Origin of the sequence: Streptococcus infantis (assembly GCF_021497965.1) — a bacterium.
Taxonomy (GTDB): domain Bacteria; phylum Bacillota; class Bacilli; order Lactobacillales; family Streptococcaceae; genus Streptococcus; species Streptococcus infantis_B.
This window is the reverse complement of the sequence record NZ_CP046525.1, coordinates 1,322,288-1,341,434: the sequence shown is the minus strand read 5'-3', so window position 1 is coordinate 1,341,434 and position 19,147 is coordinate 1,322,288. Positions and strand designations below refer to the sequence as shown.

Genomic DNA, 19,147 nt, shown 5'->3' with positions numbered 1-19,147 from the left:
AAAATATGTCGATTACACCACAAGATATTGTTGATAAAGCTTTCTCAACAAAATTCCGAGGCTACGATAAGGAAGAAGTTGACGAATTTTTAGATAAAATTTATATTGATTACGAGGAATTAACCCGTTACAAGGATGAGACGGAACGTTATATTAAACGACTAGAAGAACGTCTGTCCTATTATACGAATGATATTCCTAAGAGAACAGTAACAAACGACCAAGAGCAAGAACCAGAAGCAATGAATGATTCTATTTTTTATTAAGTAAGTGAGGAAAAATATGCCAATTACATCGTTAGAAATTAAGGACAAAACCTTTGGTGTTCAGTTTAGAGGTTTTAATCGTGAAGAAGTTGATGAATTTTTAGATATTGTTGTTCGTGACTATGAAGATTTGGTTCGTAGCAATCATGAAAAAGATCAACATATTAAAAATTTAGAAGATCGTCTATCATATTTTGATGAAATCAAAGATTCATTGAGCCAGTCAGTTTTAATCGCTCAAGATACAGCTGAGCGTGTAAAACAAGCAGCCAACGATCGTTCTCACAACATTATTCAACAAGCTGAACAAGATGCACAACGTTTACTTGATGAAGCTAAGTACAAAGCAAATGAAATCTTGCGACAAGCAACTGATAATGCTAAGAAAGTTGCTGTGGAAACTGAAGAGTTGAAGAATAAGAGTCGTGTCTTCCACCAACGCTTGAAATCAACTATCGAAAGCCAATTGGCCATTGTTGATTCATCTGAGTGGGAAGAGATTTTACGTCCAACTGCAACTTATCTTCAAACGAGTGACGAAGCATTCAAGGAAGTTGTTGAAGAAGTATTGGGTGAAGCAACATATTCATATCATGAAGAAGACCCAATTGACATGACTCGTCAATTCTCTCCTGAAGAAGTTGCAGAATTTCAAGCACGTATTGAAGCAGCTAATAAGGAATTATTAGAAGCTCAACAAGCTACTGCAAGTCAAGATGTTGAAGAGACAACTGAACCTGAAGTTGAAGTTCAGCCAGTTGTTGAAACTCCTGTTGAATCTGCTAATGATGAAGAACCTCAAGATGATGCTAATACTCAACAAGAGTCAGTTCTAATTTTATAAGATTTTAGTAGAGAACAAGGATTTATCAAATATATTTCTAGCGAGTAGGAGATGGTGGAAGTCCTACAATCCCTGTTGGTAAATTTATCCTCTCTTAGTATCAAGTCCGAAATGAGTAAGACTTGACGTTACCCACGTTACGGGAAAAGAGGGAAAAAGGCAAGGTCTTTTTCCGAACAAAGGTGGTACCACGATTTTCGTCCTTTTTGCGAGTCGTGGTTTTTATTTTTTCAATTTACATTAAAGGAGTAATAATGAAACTAAAAGAAACCCTTAATCTTGGAAAAACAGAATTTCCAATGCGTGCCGGTCTTCCAACCAAAGAGCCAGTTTGGCAAAAAGAATGGGAAGATGCAAAATTGTATCAACGCCGTCAAGAGTTAAATGAAGGGAAACCTCATTTCACTCTTCATGATGGACCTCCATACGCTAACGGAAACATCCACGTAGGACATGCCATGAACAAGATTTCAAAAGATATCATTGTTCGCTCTAAGTCTATGTCAGGATTCTACGCACCATATATTCCAGGTTGGGATACACACGGTCTGCCAATTGAGCAAGTCTTGGCTAAACAAGGTGTCAAACGTAAAGAAATGGACTTGGTTGAATACTTGAAACTTTGCCGTGAATACGCTCTTTCTCAAGTAGATAAACAACGCGAAGACTTTAAACGCTTAGGTGTTTCAGGTGATTGGGATCATCCTTATGTAACCTTGACGCCTGACTATGAAGCAGCGCAAATCCGTGTCTTTGGTGAAATGGCCAATAAAGGTTACATCTACCGTGGAGCTAAGCCAGTTTACTGGTCTTGGTCTTCTGAATCAGCCCTCGCTGAAGCGGAAATTGAATACCATGACTTGGTTTCTACATCACTTTACTATGCCAACAAGGTTAAAGATGGTAAGGGTGTTCTAGATACAGATACCTACATTGTTGTTTGGACAACAACTCCATTTACTGTTACAGCTTCTCGTGGATTGACAGTAGGTGCAGAGTTTGATTATGTCGTAGTGAAACCTGCTGGATCTGACCGCAAGTATGTCGTAGCTTCTGAGCTCTTGCCAAGCCTTTCTGAAAAATTCGGTTGGGAAAATGCTGAAGTTCTTGCGACTTACCAAGGAAAAGAATTGAACCATATCGTTACAGAACACCCATGGGATACGGAAGTTGATGAATTGGTGATCCTTGGTGAGCATGTGACCCTAGATTCAGGTACTGGTATCGTCCATACCGCTCCTGGTTTTGGTGAGGATGACTACAATGTAGGGATTGCCAATGGCCTCGAAGTTGCTGTGACTGTTAACGAACGCGGAATCATGATGGAAAATGCTGGTCCTGACTTTGCTGGTCAGTTCTATGACAAGGTTGTCCCAACTGTTATTGAAAAACTTGGTGATTTGCTTCTTGCTCAAGAAGAAATCTCTCACTCCTACCCGTTTGACTGGCGTACGAAAAAACCAATTATCTGGCGTGCAGTACCACAGTGGTTTGCCTCAGTTTCAAAATTCCGTCAAGATATCTTAGATGAAATTGAAAAAGTAAAATTCCACTCAGAATGGGGGAAAGTTCGTCTTTACAACATGATCCGTGACCGTGGTGACTGGGTCATCTCTCGTCAACGTGCTTGGGGTGTTCCTCTTCCAATCTTTTATGCAGAAGACGGAACCCCGATCATGACCGCTGAAACAATCGAGCATGTGGCGCAACTTTTTGAAGAACACGGCTCCATCGTTTGGTGGGAACGTGATGCCAAAGACCTCTTGCTAGAAGGATTCACCCATCCAGGTTCACCAAATGGAGAGTTCAAAAAAGAAACAGACATCATGGACGTTTGGTTTGACTCAGGTTCATCATGGAACGGTGTTGTGGTTAACCGTCCAGAACTTAAATATCCAGCCGATCTTTACTTAGAAGGTTCTGACCAATACCGTGGTTGGTTCAACTCATCACTCATCACCTCTGTTGCGAACCATGGTGTCGCACCATACAAACAAATCTTGTCTCAAGGTTTTGCTTTAGATGGTAAAGGTGAGAAGATGTCTAAATCACTTGGAAATACCATTGCCCCAAGTGACGTTGAAAAACAATTTGGTGCGGAAATCTTGCGTCTCTGGGTAACAAGTGTAGACTCAAGCAATGATGTGCGTATCTCTATGGATATCTTGAGCCAAGTCTCTGAGACTTACCGTAAGATCCGTAACACTCTTCGTTTCTTGATTGCTAATACATCTGACTTTAACCCAGCTGAGGATGCAGTTGCTTATGACGAACTTCGTTCCGTAGACAAGTACATGACGATTCGCTTTAATCAACTTGTTAAGACTATTCGTGATGCTTATGCTAATTTTGAATTCTTGACCATTTACAAAGCGCTAGTAAACTTTATCAATGTTGACTTGTCAGCCTTCTACCTTGATTTCGCCAAAGACGTTGTTTACATCGAAGGTGCAAAATCACTTGAACGCCGTCAAATGCAAACGGTCTTCTATGATATTTTGGTGAAAATCACTAAACTCTTGACACCAATTCTTCCTCACACTGCCGAAGAAATCTGGTCTTACCTTGAGTTTGAAGCAGAAGACTTCGTTCAATTGTCAGAATTGCCAGAAGCAGAAACGTTTGCCAACCAAGAAGAAATCTTGGATACTTGGTCAGCCTTCATGGATTTCCGTGGTCAAGCTCAAAAAGCCTTGGAAGAAGCACGTAATGAAAAAGTAATCGGTAAATCTCTTGAAGCTCACTTGACAGTTTATCCAAATGAAGTTGTGAAAACCCTTCTTGGAGCTGTTGATAGCAATGTTGCTCAACTTTTGATTGTGTCAGAATTGACCATCGCAGAAGGAGAAGCTCCTGAAGGTGCTGTCAGCTTTGAAGATGTGGCTTTTACAGTAGAACGTGCAGCTGGTGAAGTTTGTGACCGTTGCCGTCGTATCGATCCAACAACGGCTGAACGCCACTACCACGCAACCATCTGTGATCACTGTGCAAGCATCGTCGAAGAGAACTTTGCAGACGCAGTAGCAGAGGGCTTTGAAGCAAAATAATTTAACAAAAATACAGGAGTTACTCCTGTATTTTTTTAAAAATTAAAAACTTTAATAAAAATATGGTATAATATACTTTATTAAAATAAAAGGAGACATTTATGAAGACAAAAACACTTGCACAAGTAGATGGATTCATTGGTATCATTGCAGGAGCTGTTTTAGCTTTCTTACCATTTTTTATTATTTTTCTTGCAGCTATTTCTGAGGATGAAGATGTAGCTGGACTTATATTGGGAATCATTTTCATCGTTTTCTCTTTGGTAAAAATTGCAACCCTCATTCTTGGAATCCTAACGCTTGTCTACTATAAGGATGACAAACGTATTTCACTAGCACCGTCAATTCTATTTATTGTTGGTTCTGTTGTTGCACTGATCCCATTCTTTGGATGGATTGGAGGAATTGTCCTCGTAATTGGTGGAGCTTTGTATCTAGCAAGCTTGAAACAATTTAAAATTGAAGGATAAATGATTATCTAAGAGAAGAGTTGAAGCGCTCTTCTCTTTTTCGTTGATTTTAACTAGCTTTTTTGTGAAAAATTTTGTAAAATAGAATAGATAAACGAGGGGAACCTCGAAAAATAAAAGGAGAATCCAACTAATGGTAAAATTGGTTTTCGCTCGCCACGGTGAGTCTGAATGGAACAAAGCTAACCTTTTCACAGGTTGGGCTGACGTAGATCTTTCTGAAAAAGGTACTCAACAAGCTATCGACGCTGGTAAATTGATCAAAGAAGCTGGTATCGAATTTGACCAAGCATACACTTCAGTATTGAAACGTGCGATCAAAACAACTAACTTGGCTCTTGAAGCATCTGACCAACTTTGGGTTCCAGTTGAAAAATCATGGCGCTTGAACGAACGTCACTATGGTGGTTTGACTGGTAAAAACAAAGCAGAAGCTGCTGAACAATTTGGTGATGAACAAGTTCACATCTGGCGTCGTTCATACGATGTATTGCCTCCAGCAATGCCTCGCGATGATAAGTACTCAGCTCACACTGACCGTCGTTATGCTTCACTTGATGACTCAGTAATTCCAGATGCTGAAAACTTGAAAGTTACTTTGGAACGTGCCCTTCCATTCTGGGAAGATAAAATCGCTCCAGCTCTTAAAGACGGTAAAAACGTATTCGTAGGAGCACACGGTAACTCAATCCGTGCTCTTGTAAAACACATCAAACAATTGTCAGACGACGAAATCATGGATGTGGAAATTCCTAACTTCCCACCATTGGTATTCGAATTTGACGAAAAATTGAACGTTGTGAAAGAATACTATCTTGGAAAATAATGTAAAATAGAGTCTAGGATTAATCCTAGGCTTTTTTATTTTGAAAATAGGAAAAACTGATAATATAATTTAACTTGTCAAAGACAGGGATTCTTGTTATAATAGTTAGGATGGAGGCGCTATGGCACTTAAAAAAGCAAGTCTAGCCTGTGCGGTTTGTGGTTCGAGAAACTACTCAATTAAAATTAGTGGGAATCCAAAACCGACTCGCTTAGAAGTAAATAAATTTTGTAAACATTGTGGTAAATACACAACACATAGAGAAACGAGATAGGAGATAAAAATGGGTTTTATTAAGGATATCTTTACTCTTCTTAAAGATACAACTTGGCCAACTCGAAAACAAAGTTGGGTAGATTTTAAATCTATCATGGAATACACTGCCTTCTTTGTAGTTATTATTTATATTTTTGACCAATTAATCGTTAGCGGATTAATTCGATTCATTAATATTTTTTAAAATAGAACAAATTCACTGAAAGAAGTTTACTGTTAAGAAAGGAAAAAAGATGGATAGTTTTGACAAAGGATGGTTTGTCCTACAAACATATTCTGGTTATGAAAATAAAGTAAAAGAAAATCTCTTGCAACGTGCACAGACATACAATATGTTGGATAACATCTTGCGTGTTGAAATCCCAACTCAAACTGTACAAGTTGAAAAAAATGGGAAGAAAAAAGAAGTTGAAGAAAATCGTTTCCCAGGTTATGTTCTTGTAGAGATGGTTATGACAGATGAAGCTTGGTTTGTAGTGCGTAACACACCAAACGTTACTGGATTTGTTGGGTCACACGGTAACAGATCTAAACCAACTCCACTATTGGAACAAGAAATCAGAGATATCTTGGTATCAATGGGACAAACTGTACAAGAATTCAATATCAATGTTGAAGTAGGTCAAACTGTCCGTATTATCGATGGTGCCTTTGCTGATTACACAGGAAAAATTACTGAAATTGATAATAACAAAGTGAAGATGATTATTTCAATGTTTGGTAATGATACAGTAGCAGAAGTAAACTTGAATCAAATTGCTGAATTGTGATTGCCGACATTCTATTTGTAGCTATTGACTCTAGTCAACTAATTTTTTATAAAACCAGTTGACAAGCGTCAAAAAGTAGGTATAATAGAAAGAGTTGAAAAGCTCAGGGTCCGTTGGTCAAGGGGTTAAGACACCGCCTTTTCACGGCGGTAACACGGGTTCGAATCCCGTACGGACTATGTGTGTATCGCAGTTAAGGTGATAGATTTTAAAAAAGTTAAACCTGTTGAAAAAAACCCTGTTGAACCAGACAGAAAAAACGGACTGTGATATACTAATATAGTGTCGCAAGCGCGACAAATACCTTTGAAAAAATGAACAAGACGACCCAATGTGGCAGGGGCACTATAAAACGGAAGTTATTAGTTATCTGAACAATGAAAAAACAATAAATCTGTCAGTGACAGAAAATGAGTGAGGAAACGCAAACTTTTAATGAGAGTTTGATCCTGGTCACGGATGAACGCGGCGGGGGCCTATACAGCAAGTAGAAAACGCTTGAAGCTTGGTGCTTTGCCACGAGCGGGATGAGTTGCGAACGGGTGAGTAACGGCTTAGGTAACCTGCTGGGATCCGGGGGATAACTAATTGGAAAACGATAGCTAAATACGCCATGACAAAACAGTGAGTGCATGATAAACTGTTTTAAAAAAAAAGGGGCAATTGCTCCAACTACAGATTGGGAACCTGCGTTGTATTAGATAGTTGGGTGAGGTAACGGTCACCAAGGCGACGAGACATAAGCCGAACCTGAGGAGGGTGATCGGCCACACTGGGACTGAGAACCCACCCCCCGGCCCCGACTCTCGGGAGGCAAGGCAGTAGGGGAATCTTCGGCAATGGGACGAAGTATGACGAGCAAAACCGCGAGGGAGTATGAAGGAAGGTTTTCGGATCGTAAAAGCTCTGTGTAAGAGAAGAACGAAGTGTGAGAGTGGGAAAGTTCACACTGGTGACGGTATTTACCCGAAAGGGACGGGCTAAATACGTGCCAGCCAGGGCTCCCCCCCCCCCGGTTATTACGTAGGTTTCCCCGAGCGTTATCCGGAATTATTGGGCGTTTTAAAGCGAGCGCAGGGGGTTAGATAAGTCTGAAGTTAAAGGCTGTGGGTGCTTAACCATAGTACGATTGGAAACTGGTTTAAATTGAGTGCAAGAAGGGGAGAAGTGGGAAATTCCATGTGTAAGCGGTGAAATGGCGTAGATATATGGGAGGAAACACAACGGTGGCGAAAGCGGCTCTCTGCTTGTAACTGGCGCTGAGGCTCGGAAAAGCGGGGGGAGCAAAACAGGATTAGATACCTGGTAGTCCACGCCGTACACGATGAGTGCTAGGTGATTAGACCCCTTTTCCGGGGTTTTAGGCCGTAGCTAACGCATTAAGCACTCGCCTGGGGGAGTACGACCGCAAGGTTGAAACTCGAAAGAATGGACGGGGGCCCGCACAAGCGGTGGAGCAGTGGTGTAAATTCGATAGCCAGAAACGCGAAGAACCTTACCAGGGAGACTTGAACATCCCCTCTGGACCGCCTAGAAGATAGAGTTTTTCCTTCGGGGACAGAGGTGAAGGTGGTGCATGTTGTCGTCAGCTCGTGTCGTGAGAGTTGGGTTAAGTCCCGAAAAACGAGGGCGCAACCCTATTGTTAGTTGCAAGCATTCAGTTGGGGCCCACTCTAGTCGAGGGACTGCCGGTAATAAAAACCGGGAGGAAGGTGGGGATGACGTCAAATTCATCATGACCCCTTATTGACCTGGGGCTTACACACGTGTACAATGGCTGGTTACAAACGAGTCGAAGTCGGTGACGGCAAGGCTAATCCTTAAAGCCAGTCTCAGTCGGATTGTAGGCTGCAACTCGTCCTACATGAAGTCGGAAATCGCTAGTAATCGCGGATCAGGCACGCGGCGGTGGAATACGGTCCCGGGCCTTGTTACACACCGGCCCGTCACAACCACGAGAGTTGTAAAACACCCGAAGCGGTGGAGGGTAACCATTGGAGCCAGGGCGCCAATGGTGGATAGATGATGGGGTGATAAGTCGTTAAGGACCAAGGCGCCGTATCGGAAAGTGCGGCTGGATACCTTCCTTTCTAAGGATAAGGAAAGCAAATTGTCTTGTTTAGTCTTGAGAGTTTTGTGGGGCCTTAGCTCAGGCTGGGAGAGCGGGCCTGCTTTGCACCGCAGGAGGTCAGCGGTTCGAATCCGGCTAGGCTCCCATTTGGTTGAGAGATCACCAAAAGTATTGCACATTGAAAAAAATTGAATATCTATATCAACTGTAACAAGAAAATAAACCGAAAAACCGCTGTATTATTATAAAGAGTTTGACTGAAAGTCAAAAAAAGTAAGGTAAGTTTAATAAGGGGCGCACGGTGGGATGCCTGGCATAGGAGCGAAGAAGGACGTGACAACCGACGATATGGCCTTGGGTAGGCTGTAAGTAAGCGATGATCCAGGATTTCCGAATGGGGAACCAAACAGGTACTGTACCTGTTACCTACTCTGTTAAGGATATGAGGAGGAAGGACGCGTGAAACTGAAACATATAAAGTTAGCTGCAGGAAGAGAAAAAGCAAAAAGCGATTGGCTTATAGCGGCGAGCGAAAAACGGCAGGGAGGGCAAAACCGAAGAGTTTACTCTTTCGGGTTGTAGGACTGCAAGTGGACTCAAAGGATTATAGAAGAATGATATGGGAAGGAATCAAGCCAAAGAAGAGAGGGAGAGGCCTTGGTATTTTATAATAGTTCTTGTACTAGCAGTATCCTGAGTTACGGGCGGGGACACGTGGAAAAATCCCGTCGGAATCTGGGAGGGACCATCTCCCAACCCTAAATACTCCCTTAGTGACCGATAGTGAACAGCACCGTGAGGGGAAAAGGTGAAAAGGTGCACCCCGGAGGGGAGTGAAATAGAAACTGAACCGTGTGCTACAAAACAAAGTTCGAAGGCCCGTTAATGGGTGAACGTAGCAGTGCCTTTGTAGAATGAACCGTGCAGAGTACGATATGAGTGCGAGGGTTAAGTTGAAGAGGACGGAGCCGTAGGGGAAAACCGAGTCTGAATAGGGGGCGCATTAGTAATATGGCGTAGACGAAACCATGTGGACCTAACCCATGAGCAGGGTTGAAGGCGGTGAGGAACCGCACTGGAGGACCGAAAAACCAGGCACGTTTTGAAAAAGTGATTGGATGATTGTGGGTAGCGGAGAAATGCCCAAAAAAAAACGGAACTGGGAGACTAGCTGGTTCTCTCCGAAATAGCTTTAGGGCTAGCGTCGACATTAAGATTCTTGGAGGTAGGCACGTTTGGGTGTGAGGCAGGGGGGTCCATCCCGGAGTACCAATCTCAGATCAACTCCGAATGCCAATGAATTATGGTCGGCAGTTAGACTGCGAGTTGCCTAGGATCCGTTAGTCGAAAGGAAACAGGCCCCAGGACCACAGCTAAAGGTCCCAAAAATAAATTGTTAAGTGGAAAAAGGGATGTGGGGTTTGCACAGAAATAGGATGTTAGTCCGTAGAAGAGCTATTCATTCAAAGAGTTGGCGTAATAGCTCACTAGTCGAGTGACCCTGCGCCGAAAAAATGTACCGGGCTAAAACAATGTACCGAAAAGCTTGTGGATACCTTTATAGGCTATGTAGGAGAGCGTTTCTATGGTGGCGAAAGGGGTAAACCGTGAGGAGCGCTGGAAAACCATAGAAGTGAGAAAATGCCGTATGAGTAGCGAAAGACAGGTGGAGAATCCTGTCACCGTTAAGACCTAAGGTTTCCAGGGGAAGGCTCGTCCGCCCCTGGGGTTAGTTCGGGACTAAGGGAGAGGACCGAAGGTGGTATCCGCATGGACCAAACAGGTTTATATTTCCTGTACTAGGTATGTTAGTGATGGAGGGACGCAGGTAGGCAACTAAAGCAGGGGACGATTGAAGTGGTCTGTCTAGCAGGGAGGTGTTGAACTGAGCAAATGCTTAGGTTCGATAACATTGACGCTTGTGATGGGGAAGCGGAAGTTTAGTAGCGAAGTTAGTGGAAGCGGCACATGCCAAAGAAAAAGCTTCTAGCGTTAAAACAATACTCTACCCGTACGCAAACCGACACAGTAGTCGAGCGAGGTAGTCCTCAGGTTGAAGCGAGAGAAACTTCGTTAAGGAAACTCGGCAAATGACCCCGTAACTTCGGGGAAGAATGGGGGGCTGGACTTTAAGGTCAGCCGCAGTTGGAATAGGCCAAGCAACTGTTATCCAAAAACACAGCTCTCTGCTTTTAACAAGAAGATGATGTATAGGGGGTTGGACGGCTTGCACCGGTGCTGGGAAGGTAAGAGGAGTGCTTAGAGGTACTCGAAGGTATGAATGAAAGCCCAGTAACGGCGGCCGTAACTATAACGGTCCTAAGGGAGGCGAAATTCCTTGTCGGGTTAAAGTTCCGACCGCACGAAAAGGGCGTAATGATTTTGGCGCACTGGTCTCAACGAAGAGACTCGGTGAAAATTTTAGTAAATGTGAAGATTGCAGGTACCCGCGACAGGACGGAAAGACCCCATGGAGCTTTGACTGCAGGTTTTTGTATGATGTCTGTACCAACATGTACAGGATAGGTAGGAGTCTATGAGATCGGGGGAAGCCAGTTCGAAGAGGACGTTGTTGGGATTACTACCTTGTGTTATGGCACTCTAAAACCCGGGATAGGTGATCCCTATCGGAGGGAACAGTGTTTGACGGGTTCAGTTTGACTTGGGGGCGTGTTCGGCCTCCTAAAAGGTTAAACGGAGGCGCCCAACGGTTCCCTCACATGCGCAGAGTGTAAGGTATAAGGGAGCTGACTGCGAGAAACTCGAGCAGGGACGAAAGTCGGGCTTAGTGATCCGGTGTTCCGTATGGAAGGGCCATCGCTCAACGGATAAAAGCTACCCTGGGGATAACAGGCTTATCTCCCCCAAGAGTTCACATAGGGGGGGGGGGGGGGGGGCGGGGAGGTTTGGCACCGTCGATGTCGGCTCGTCGCATCCTGGGGCTGTGGTCCGTCGGTCCCGGTTTTGGCTGTTCGCCCATTAAAGCCGGCACGCGAGCTGGGTTTCGAGAACGTCGTGATACGTTCGGTCCTATCCGCTCGCGGGCGTAGAAATTTGAGAGGATCTGGCCTCCTGTACTGAGAGGACCAGAGTGGACTTCCGCTGGTGTACCAGTTGTCTTGCCAAAGGCATCTCTGGGTATCTATGTAGGGAAGGGATAGACGCTGAAAGCACTAAGTGTGAAACCCACCCTCAAGATGAGGATTTCCCATGATTTTATATCATAAGAGCCTGGAGTGATCAGGTGATTAGGTTAAAGTGGAAGTGTGGCGACACAGTAGTCGGACTAATACTAATAGCTCGAGGACTTATCCAAGTACTGAGAATAACGAAAGCGAAGTTTTTCTAAGTATTTGATAATATTCAATTTGATAGGTATTACTCAGTTTAAGTGACGATAGCCTAGGAGATACCTTACCATGCGAACACGAGAGTTAAGCCTATAACGCCGGAAGTAGTCTTGGGGTTGCCCCCTTTGAGATATGGAAGTCGCTTAGCTCCTAGTGAGGTTTAGCGTCAGCTGGGGAGAGCATCTGCCTTACAAGCAGAGGTCGCGTTCATCCCGTTAACTCCCATAAGGTCCCGTAGTGTCGGGGGTTTTTTTTTTTTTTTTTTTTTGTAATTCCAACCCGGGTTTTTTTTTTCGCCCTGTCACGAGCGAAGATCGCGGTTCGATTCCCGTCGGGACCGTAATAAACGAAAGTTATTTGACTCGTTAGCTCAGTTGTAGAGCAATTGACTTTAATCAATGGGTCCTGTGTCGAGCCCATTAACGGGTCATCTTTTGCGGTTTTGGCGGAATTGGCAGACGCACCAGATTTAGGATCTGGCGCTTAAAAGGCGTGGGGGTTCAAGTCCCTTAACCGCATAAAGAAATCGCCGTGCTTGCTCAGTTGGTTAGAGCATCTGATTTGTAATCAGAGGGTCGCGTGTTCAAGTCATGTAGCCGGCATTTATTTTTAGGTTAAAGCAGAGTCGATGCGACATCGGAGTTCAGTGGTAGACACCACCTTTGCAGGTGGGGGGGTCGCGGTTCGAATCCCGTCGTCGCTTAGAGATGCCGGGTGCGGACTGGCAGACGCACAGGACTTAAATCCTGCGATTGGTACGATCGTACCGGTTCGATTCCGGTCTCGTCATATAATGATGATCACCTCTTAGCTCCACTGATAGAGTACCTGACTACGAATGAGGCGGTTAGGAGGTTCGACTCCTTATGGTGCATTAACATTTAATTCGGGAAGTAGCTCACTTGGTAGAGTACTTGGTTTGGACCAAGGTGTCGCAGGTTCGAATCCTGTCTTTCACGATTTAATGGCGGTGTAGCTCGCTGGCTAAGCGTCCGGTTCATACCGGGAGGTCGGGGGTTCGATCCCCTTCGGCCGCTATACTGATCTTGTTGGACCTTTAGCTCAGCTGGTTTAGAGGCTCTCGGCTCAGTAGCGATGTGGTCGGTAGGTCAAGTCCTAAACAAGGTTCCATTGAAATGATGGAGGATTTACCCAAGTCCGGCTGAAGGGAACGGTCTTTGAAAAAACCGTCAGGCGGTAAAAGCGTGCGGTGGGTCTCGAATCCCAAACATTTTCTCCTTTATTATTAACGCGGGATGGAGCAGCTCGGTAGCTCGTAAGGGGCTCAAACCCGGAAGGTCGTAGTTTCAAATCCTGCTCCCGCCAATATGGCTCGGTAGCTCAGTGGTAGAGCAATGGATGAGCTCCTTGTCGGCCGGTTCGATTCCGTCTAGCTCCATTTTTTTATTAAATTATCAGCGGGTGTAGTTTAGTGGTAAAAACACAAGCATTCCAAGTGTTGTCGCGAGTTCGATTCTCGTCACCGCTTTGAACTTTGTTCAAGTACCAAGTTTTGACTTGGGGCGTAGCTCAGGTGGTCTAGGGAGGCACGCCTGATAAGCGTGAGGTTCGGGGTTCGATCCACTCGGCTCATTAATAGGGAATTACTCAAGAGGTGAAGAGGACGGTTTGCTCAAATGTTAGGTCGGGGTAAACCGGCGCACGGGTTCGAATCCCTATTCTACGTAAGTAAAGAGCGTTTAGCTCTTTTGTGTTGTGTATTTCTTTTATCAAAATTGGTTCCTTTCTTTGACAAAACTGTGGTTGAGTGATGAATTCTTACTATCTGGAGCGAAACCAAAATGGTTCGCTCTTTTGTTTTCAAATTTGGGAGATTTCTCAGGTTTAATGTTTTAAAGTCACTTAGTATAAAGTATCTTTTAAGATTTCGTGGCTTTTCCTAGCTTTTATCTTTCATTTATATTTTATTCTTTCAATCCGTTAATGGTCCTTTTCTTATTTCTGTAAGCTTGTAGAATAATTTTTACTCTATTATTGGTTAGCTTTAAATATGGTTTAATCTCTTTTGTTATACGTCCTATAGGATTTCTCTACAATATATTTAGCTATATAAATATTTATTGAAGTGTATCGAATATAAGAATTATTGAAAATATTTACTTAGTATTTGTATATATAAAGATTTCGTTATCTTACACCGCAACTCTCAAATATTTGATATCATGTAAGCAAATCTATGGTCACCATTAATTTTATGAGGTGTTTTTTAGGTCATAGAATATAGTAGGAATCTGTTTATCTTTATTTTGTTTTTTTACAGTTGGTTGTAGTAAAAGAAAAAAAAAAAAAAAAAACAAAAAGAAAAAAAAAAAAAAAAAAAAAAAAAAAAAAAATAAAAAAAAAACAAAAAAAAAACAAAAAAAAAAAAAAACATCAAAATTCGGAGCTTTCTAGTACAAGATATTAGTTTATCTACTTCAATTACTAGTAACGAGATAAAGTCTGGGGAGTCTAAGAAAGATTATAAAGATGTGTACAAGTCAGTTTTTGATGTTACCAAAAGCTATTTCTACCTTCTTCAAGATCCACTGCATTTCAAATCTTTATCAAAGTTTAAAAGCTACTGATCGTCTATCACTATTTGGTCTCTGAAAATGCCATGAATCGTTCAGATGATATGCCGTTATTCCTTTGTTGATTTAAATGATGATGGCGTCGATGATTTACTTATAGCAGATATTAATTTAAGTGGAAATACTTTTTTGACTGGTGTGTATCCTTTACAGAGGTAACTGTTCTCTTAGCAGAAGTGTTTTGCTGCAGTACATGGTGGATCTAGGAGATTGCGGCAATTATTTATCAGGTGTGTATTCTTGATAAGTTGGTCGTCAGAACTGGTTAAAGGTTATGGAACTCCTCATATAAGTTAATGAAAGCAAAAGGGGGCTATAAACTTCAGGAAAAAGAATTTCAAATAGAATCTAATTTATTGGATCTAAATTTTGGAAAACTTGATCTGATCAATTGATCTAAGAGGTTTTGATTGCAGAAATTTGAAACTCTACTAGTACGACCATTTCGGGAGAAAAGCAAAAAGCTCCTTGGAATGAACAAAATTGCTAAATTAGAGATTTATTAAAGGCGGGAGAAATACTTGAGTCAACCTAATTACAAAAAAGAATTGCTGGTGGAGATCGTCGGGCAGACTAATCTCTATCCCTTGGTGATGGGCCAAGTGAAAAAAATAAATGCGGAATACTCGGAGAATGGGTTAGAACTGCTAAGCTATAGCATCGTTTAGATGCGCTATAGTAACTGGGGATAAATTTCCAGATTTCATAGCTATACTTTGCGATTACTAACACAGAAGAAGAAAGCGCTGGTCTTTCATCACCGACCAACGACATGGTGGTTATTATGTACTTGAAAACAACCGAAAATACAGAAATACAAGCAGAGTTCAAACGCTTGGTTGAAGAAGAGTAATGAAAAAACAGAGTTTAGCCTTAGCTAAACTTCTTTTTTTTTTAAAAAGTTTAAATTTCGATATCGAAATAGTTGACCAGATGTAATCAGGGTGTTACAATAATTTAAAAGTGATATAGAACAAAAAGGAGACCAAAATGGACAAGTTGTTAGGAGGCTATCAAGCTCTACAGATCCGATTGTAAAGGCGTATCTTCAAAAAAACTCTTGAGCAAGGAACCAGATGTCATATAAGAATGTGAGCAAGGGAAAATTAACGATTTTGTGTTTTTCAAGCAAGAGTTGGGATGCGCTACTGCGACCGATACGCTCTTGCGACGGGTTTAGTCCAATAATACATGACCAGTATGGTTAAGAAATGGAATAAGAAAAGGTTTGGTCCACGATTCAACCTTGCACGGCAGGATAAAAGGAAAAAATATATCTCTTTGACAGGGACCTGGGTTGGGCGCAAAAGAAATTGGAGACCCGTGTTAGTCGGGAACTTGGAGAGATTGTTTACAAGGCTTTTCAGATCAAGAAATCGGAATTTGAGGCCTATCACGAGCCGTATTATAACAAATCTAAAGAAAGAGAATGACATCTATGTGTGGAAGGAAGTAACAGTTATGATCGGAATTACAGGTGTAACAGGGAACTTAGCTCCTATGTGTGGGCTGATCTGTCGATAAAAAAGGAATGCTTCCGTCCATCTAGCACGAATCCCAGAGTCCGTGCTACAGTTTCCGCGTCTGCTCGAAATCGTAGAAATGTCGTATAACCAATACCTCCAGACGTAGTTGAGAGCCTAAGGGGATCGATATCTTGTTGGAGTGGGTTTTCTGCTCGGGAAATCCAGAGCGTGTCAAGGGACACAAGGACTTTTTTAGATTGCTGCAAAGCTAGCGGGGGTGGCAGCAATATTTGTTTTATACCTCCTTTTATGGGCAGATGAGAAGGCACTTTTACCTTGTCTCGAATCATGCCCAGACGGAAGCTATATCACGGAGTAGGGTTCACCTACACTTTTTTGAGAGATAATTTTTACTTGGGCTTTTTGATTGATCTGGCGCTTGAAAATGAAGATTCGTGGTCAGGCCGGTAGATGTCCTGGTATCAGCTGTTTGCCCGTAAGGCACATCTAGGGTTGCAGCGAAATTTCTTTTAATCCTAGGAGTGGGAAAATCAAAGCCTGAATTTGACAGACCAGCAGGATCTTTCCATGGAAGAAATCGTATCGCTTCTCTCAAAGGAGATCGGTGAAGGACATCCACGTATATAGAAATCATAGAAGAAGCCTATGAGTCCGGAAAAAATGGCCAGCACAAACTTGGGAGTACGGTGCATGGGTCAGTCCCTTACAGCGATTAAAGCCTGGCGAAACAGGCTGGGGTTTCAACAGATTGAAAAAGTTTCTAAGGCTCCAGCAAGCAGCCATTTGGATATTCTTAGAGATTAGAAACTTATTGAGGAAAAACATGATTGAATATACACGTAGCCTTGCGCTAGCAAACGGATAGAAACATTTTTAATAAGATGTCATAATCTCCGAATTAAAAATGGAAATTTAGGGTGCTAGTGGGTCCTTCAGGATCTGGGAAGACCACTATGATTAGATGATTAACCGTCTTTTGGAACTCGACAGATGGCATATCTATACGGAGGGAAACGCATTATGCTATAGAACGGGAGTTACGTCTCATCGTTTATGTCCCTACAAATCATTGCCTATTTCCTAACTTGACAGTTGCTGAAAATATAGCTCTCATTCCTGCGATGAAGGGCTGGAGCAAGGAGCAATCATTCTAAACAGAAGACTCTTGACTCAAGGTTGGTCTCCCTGCTGCAGAGTATGCAATCGCATGTCAGTGATTTATCTGGTGTAGAGCAACAGCGGATTGGCATTGTGCGAGCTATCATTGGGAACCAAAAAATCCTATTGATGGACGAACCTTTTTTCAGCCTTGATGCAAGCTCTCGCAGCAGTTTGCAGGCTCTTACCAACGGATTTACATAAAGAATTCGGTATGACCACCATCTTCGTAACACCGTTATACGGACGAGGCCTTAGAAAATTAGGGATCGAATTGCAGTTTTGCAGGATGGAGGAAATCGCCAGTGGCAGACACCCTGACACAATTTTACTAAGCGCCTGCGACAGACTTTGTAGCAAACTTGTTTTGGAGGTAACCTTCATGTCTAATTTGATTTCAACCTTGTCAGAGCGATTTAGTGACATGGGTAACAGCTCTTGGAACAACACTTACAGTTGTCTCTTTTTGAACCTTATTTGGTTTCTCTCTTTTTCTGACCATTCCACTTGCGGTTTATCTAATGGACACAAACAGCGGCGAATTGGGTGCTACAAGTTTCGGGTCTCTCCAGACCATACCCTCAATGGCTTTATGGGTCTCTTTGATTTCCTTTTCATGGATTGGACCTTACCAGCCCTCACAGCCCTTGTTATTTACGCTATTTTTCCCGATTTTAGAAAATAACGATTAACAGCCTTGAACGGCAGTGATCCTAGTCTTGAGGAAGAGCAGGGATTAGCTTTTGGAATGACCAAGTGCGAGCGACTCAAGAAGTTCTTGAAATTCCCACTGCCTGCCGTATTGTATCGGGGGTTCGTACAGCAACTGTTTATGATCCTTGGGGACAGCGAACTTTAGCTGCTCTTGTGGGAGCTGGTGTATTGGGCTCCTTTATCCTTTGGGGAATTATCGTCGGAATGCTAGTTCTCCATTTATCGTGTCAATCTCATCCGCCATCTTGGCCATTCTCTTTAATGTTGTTCTCAAATGGTTGGAAAGGCAAGTTGACGTAACAATCTGTTGCAGCCTTTGCTTATGGTGTGCTTGGTTTTGGGAGCAAGTTATGCTCCAGCATGTTCCAATAAAGAGAAAGAAAATCTGGTTATAGCTGGGAAGTTGGACCTGACCTGAGATTTTCTCATGAATATGTACAAGCTTCTCCTCGAGGAAATACGGATATTACGGGTGACGGTCAAACTAACTTTGGGAATACAGACTTTCATATTATCAAATCGCTGAAAAAGGGGACATTGATATCTGATCGCAGATTTTCTGGAACAGTGCCAGAGAGTCTCCTCAACCATCTCCACAAATTTGGGCATGACCCAGAAAAAGGTTTACGAGTTGGCTCGTGACGGCATTGCAAACAGGATCAACTAGCCTTTCTTAAACCCATGGCTTATCAAAATACTTAGGCGATAGCAGTTCCTAAAAAATTGCGCAAGAATATGGGCTGAAGACGATTTCAGACTTGAAAAAAGTAGAAGGACAGCTCAATGGCGGGATTCCTCTGGAGTTTAATGACCGTGAGGATAGAAACAAGGGCTTGCGTCTGTTTATGGATTGATCTCAATGTGCAAACCATGGACCAGCTCTTCGCTACCAAGCCATGCCAGTCAGGTGACATTCAATTACAATGCTTACTCAACAGAAAAATGCTGAAAGTGGCTCGCTATGGATTTAGTGGTTTTGGAGGATGATAACCAACTCTTCCCTCCATACCAAGCGCTCACTGCTTAAAGAAGCTCTTCCAGAACCATCCAGAGTTGGAAACGTGCTTAATAAATTACTGGTAAGATTACAGAAAGCCGAGATGACCAGCTTAACTATCAGTCGTGTCGAAGACAAGCCAGCAGAACAATAGCCCAAGGAATTTCTGCAAGAACAAGGTTTGTTTGAAGAAATAACTTTGAAAATGCGAACTCACTCCATTAAACGACTATTAGGATGCTCAATAATTTTATCTGGCTTTTTTTCTATGTTAGAG

8 protein-coding genes, 9 tRNA genes, 2 rRNA genes and 3 pseudogenes are annotated in these 19,147 nt (G+C 42.7%); all 22 read left to right on the top strand.

The features are described 5' to 3' along the window. Positions 1-5 precede the first annotated feature (5 nt). The 22 genes and pseudogenes from GOM46_RS06690 to GOM46_RS08440 all read left to right on the top strand — a co-directional run bounded on the left by GOM46_RS06690 (position 6) and on the right by GOM46_RS08440 (position 19,024). Positions 6-266: a DivIVA domain-containing protein gene (locus tag GOM46_RS06690; protein ID WP_235083374.1), complete on the top strand. Its 261-nt coding sequence runs from the start codon at positions 6-8 to the stop codon at positions 264-266. 16 nt (positions 267-282) lie between these two features. Continuing rightward, positions 283-1,110 (top strand): DivIVA domain-containing protein, encoded by an 828-nt coding sequence (locus GOM46_RS06685; protein WP_235083373.1) that lies wholly within the window; start codon positions 283-285, stop codon positions 1,108-1,110. Between the two features lie 254 nt (positions 1,111-1,364). Continuing rightward, positions 1,365-4,157 carry an isoleucine--tRNA ligase gene (ileS, locus tag GOM46_RS06680; RefSeq protein WP_235083372.1) on the top strand — a complete coding sequence of 931 codons (2,793 nt, stop codon included), beginning with the start codon at positions 1,365-1,367 and terminating at the stop codon, positions 4,155-4,157. Between the two features lie 101 nt (positions 4,158-4,258). Further along, positions 4,259-4,627, top strand: coding sequence for a hypothetical protein (locus GOM46_RS06675; protein WP_235083371.1), 369 nt, complete (start codon positions 4,259-4,261; stop codon positions 4,625-4,627). A gap of 133 nt (positions 4,628-4,760) precedes the next feature. Next, a complete protein-coding gene (locus GOM46_RS06670; protein ID WP_006149717.1) occupies positions 4,761-5,453 on the top strand; it encodes a phosphoglycerate mutase in 693 nt (230 codons plus the stop codon). Between the two features lie 121 nt (positions 5,454-5,574). Then, positions 5,575-5,727 (top strand): 50S ribosomal protein L33, encoded by a 153-nt coding sequence (rpmG, locus tag GOM46_RS06665; RefSeq protein WP_001809375.1) that lies wholly within the window; start codon positions 5,575-5,577, stop codon positions 5,725-5,727. A 9-nt stretch (positions 5,728-5,736) separates the two neighbouring features. After that, entirely contained in the window at positions 5,737-5,913 is a 177-nt protein-coding gene (gene secE / locus GOM46_RS06660) for a preprotein translocase subunit SecE (protein ID WP_004254104.1), read from the top strand. A 49-nt stretch (positions 5,914-5,962) separates the two neighbouring features. Further along, positions 5,963-6,499 carry a transcription termination/antitermination protein NusG gene (nusG, locus tag GOM46_RS06655; protein ID WP_006149705.1) on the top strand — a complete coding sequence of 179 codons (537 nt, stop codon included), beginning with the start codon at positions 5,963-5,965 and terminating at the stop codon, positions 6,497-6,499. 107 nt (positions 6,500-6,606) lie between these two features. Further along, positions 6,607-6,678, top strand: a tRNA-Glu gene (locus GOM46_RS06650). Positions 6,679-6,930: 252 nt separating this feature from the next. Further along, positions 6,931-8,589 (top strand): 16S ribosomal RNA (locus GOM46_RS06645). A gap of 48 nt (positions 8,590-8,637) precedes the next feature. After that, positions 8,638-8,715, top strand: a tRNA-Ala gene (locus tag GOM46_RS06640). 131 nt (positions 8,716-8,846) lie between these two features. Continuing rightward, a 23S ribosomal RNA gene (locus tag GOM46_RS06635) occupies positions 8,847-11,886 on the top strand. The 16S and 23S rRNA genes sit together here with 9 tRNA genes alongside, the layout of an rRNA operon. Before the next feature lie 469 nt (positions 11,887-12,355). Continuing rightward, positions 12,356-12,439 (top strand) — tRNA-Leu (locus tag GOM46_RS06630). A gap of 9 nt (positions 12,440-12,448) precedes the next feature. Beyond that, positions 12,449-12,522: transfer RNA gene (locus GOM46_RS06625), tRNA-Thr, on the top strand. A gap of 105 nt (positions 12,523-12,627) precedes the next feature. After that, positions 12,628-12,711, top strand: a tRNA-OTHER gene (locus GOM46_RS06620). A 96-nt stretch (positions 12,712-12,807) separates the two neighbouring features. Beyond that, a tRNA-OTHER gene (locus GOM46_RS06615) sits at positions 12,808-12,880 on the top strand. Between the two features lie 181 nt (positions 12,881-13,061). Continuing rightward, a tRNA-OTHER gene (locus GOM46_RS06610) sits at positions 13,062-13,160 on the top strand. Between the two features lie 11 nt (positions 13,161-13,171). Then, a tRNA-Leu gene (locus GOM46_RS06605) sits at positions 13,172-13,246 on the top strand. Between the two features lie 92 nt (positions 13,247-13,338). Next, positions 13,339-13,408, top strand: a tRNA-Gly gene (locus GOM46_RS06600). A 2,096-nt stretch (positions 13,409-15,504) separates the two neighbouring features. Continuing rightward, positions 15,505-15,951, top strand: a pseudogene (locus tag GOM46_RS08445) (MarR family transcriptional regulator); the annotation flags it as partial. A gap of 911 nt (positions 15,952-16,862) precedes the next feature. Then, a pseudogene (locus GOM46_RS06595) lies at positions 16,863-17,549 on the top strand (ATP-binding cassette domain-containing protein). Beyond that, a pseudogene (locus tag GOM46_RS08440) lies at positions 17,542-19,024 on the top strand (ABC transporter permease/substrate-binding protein). The pseudogenes GOM46_RS06595 and GOM46_RS08440 overlap by 8 nt, the downstream one beginning before the upstream one ends. Positions 19,025-19,147 lie beyond the last annotated feature (123 nt).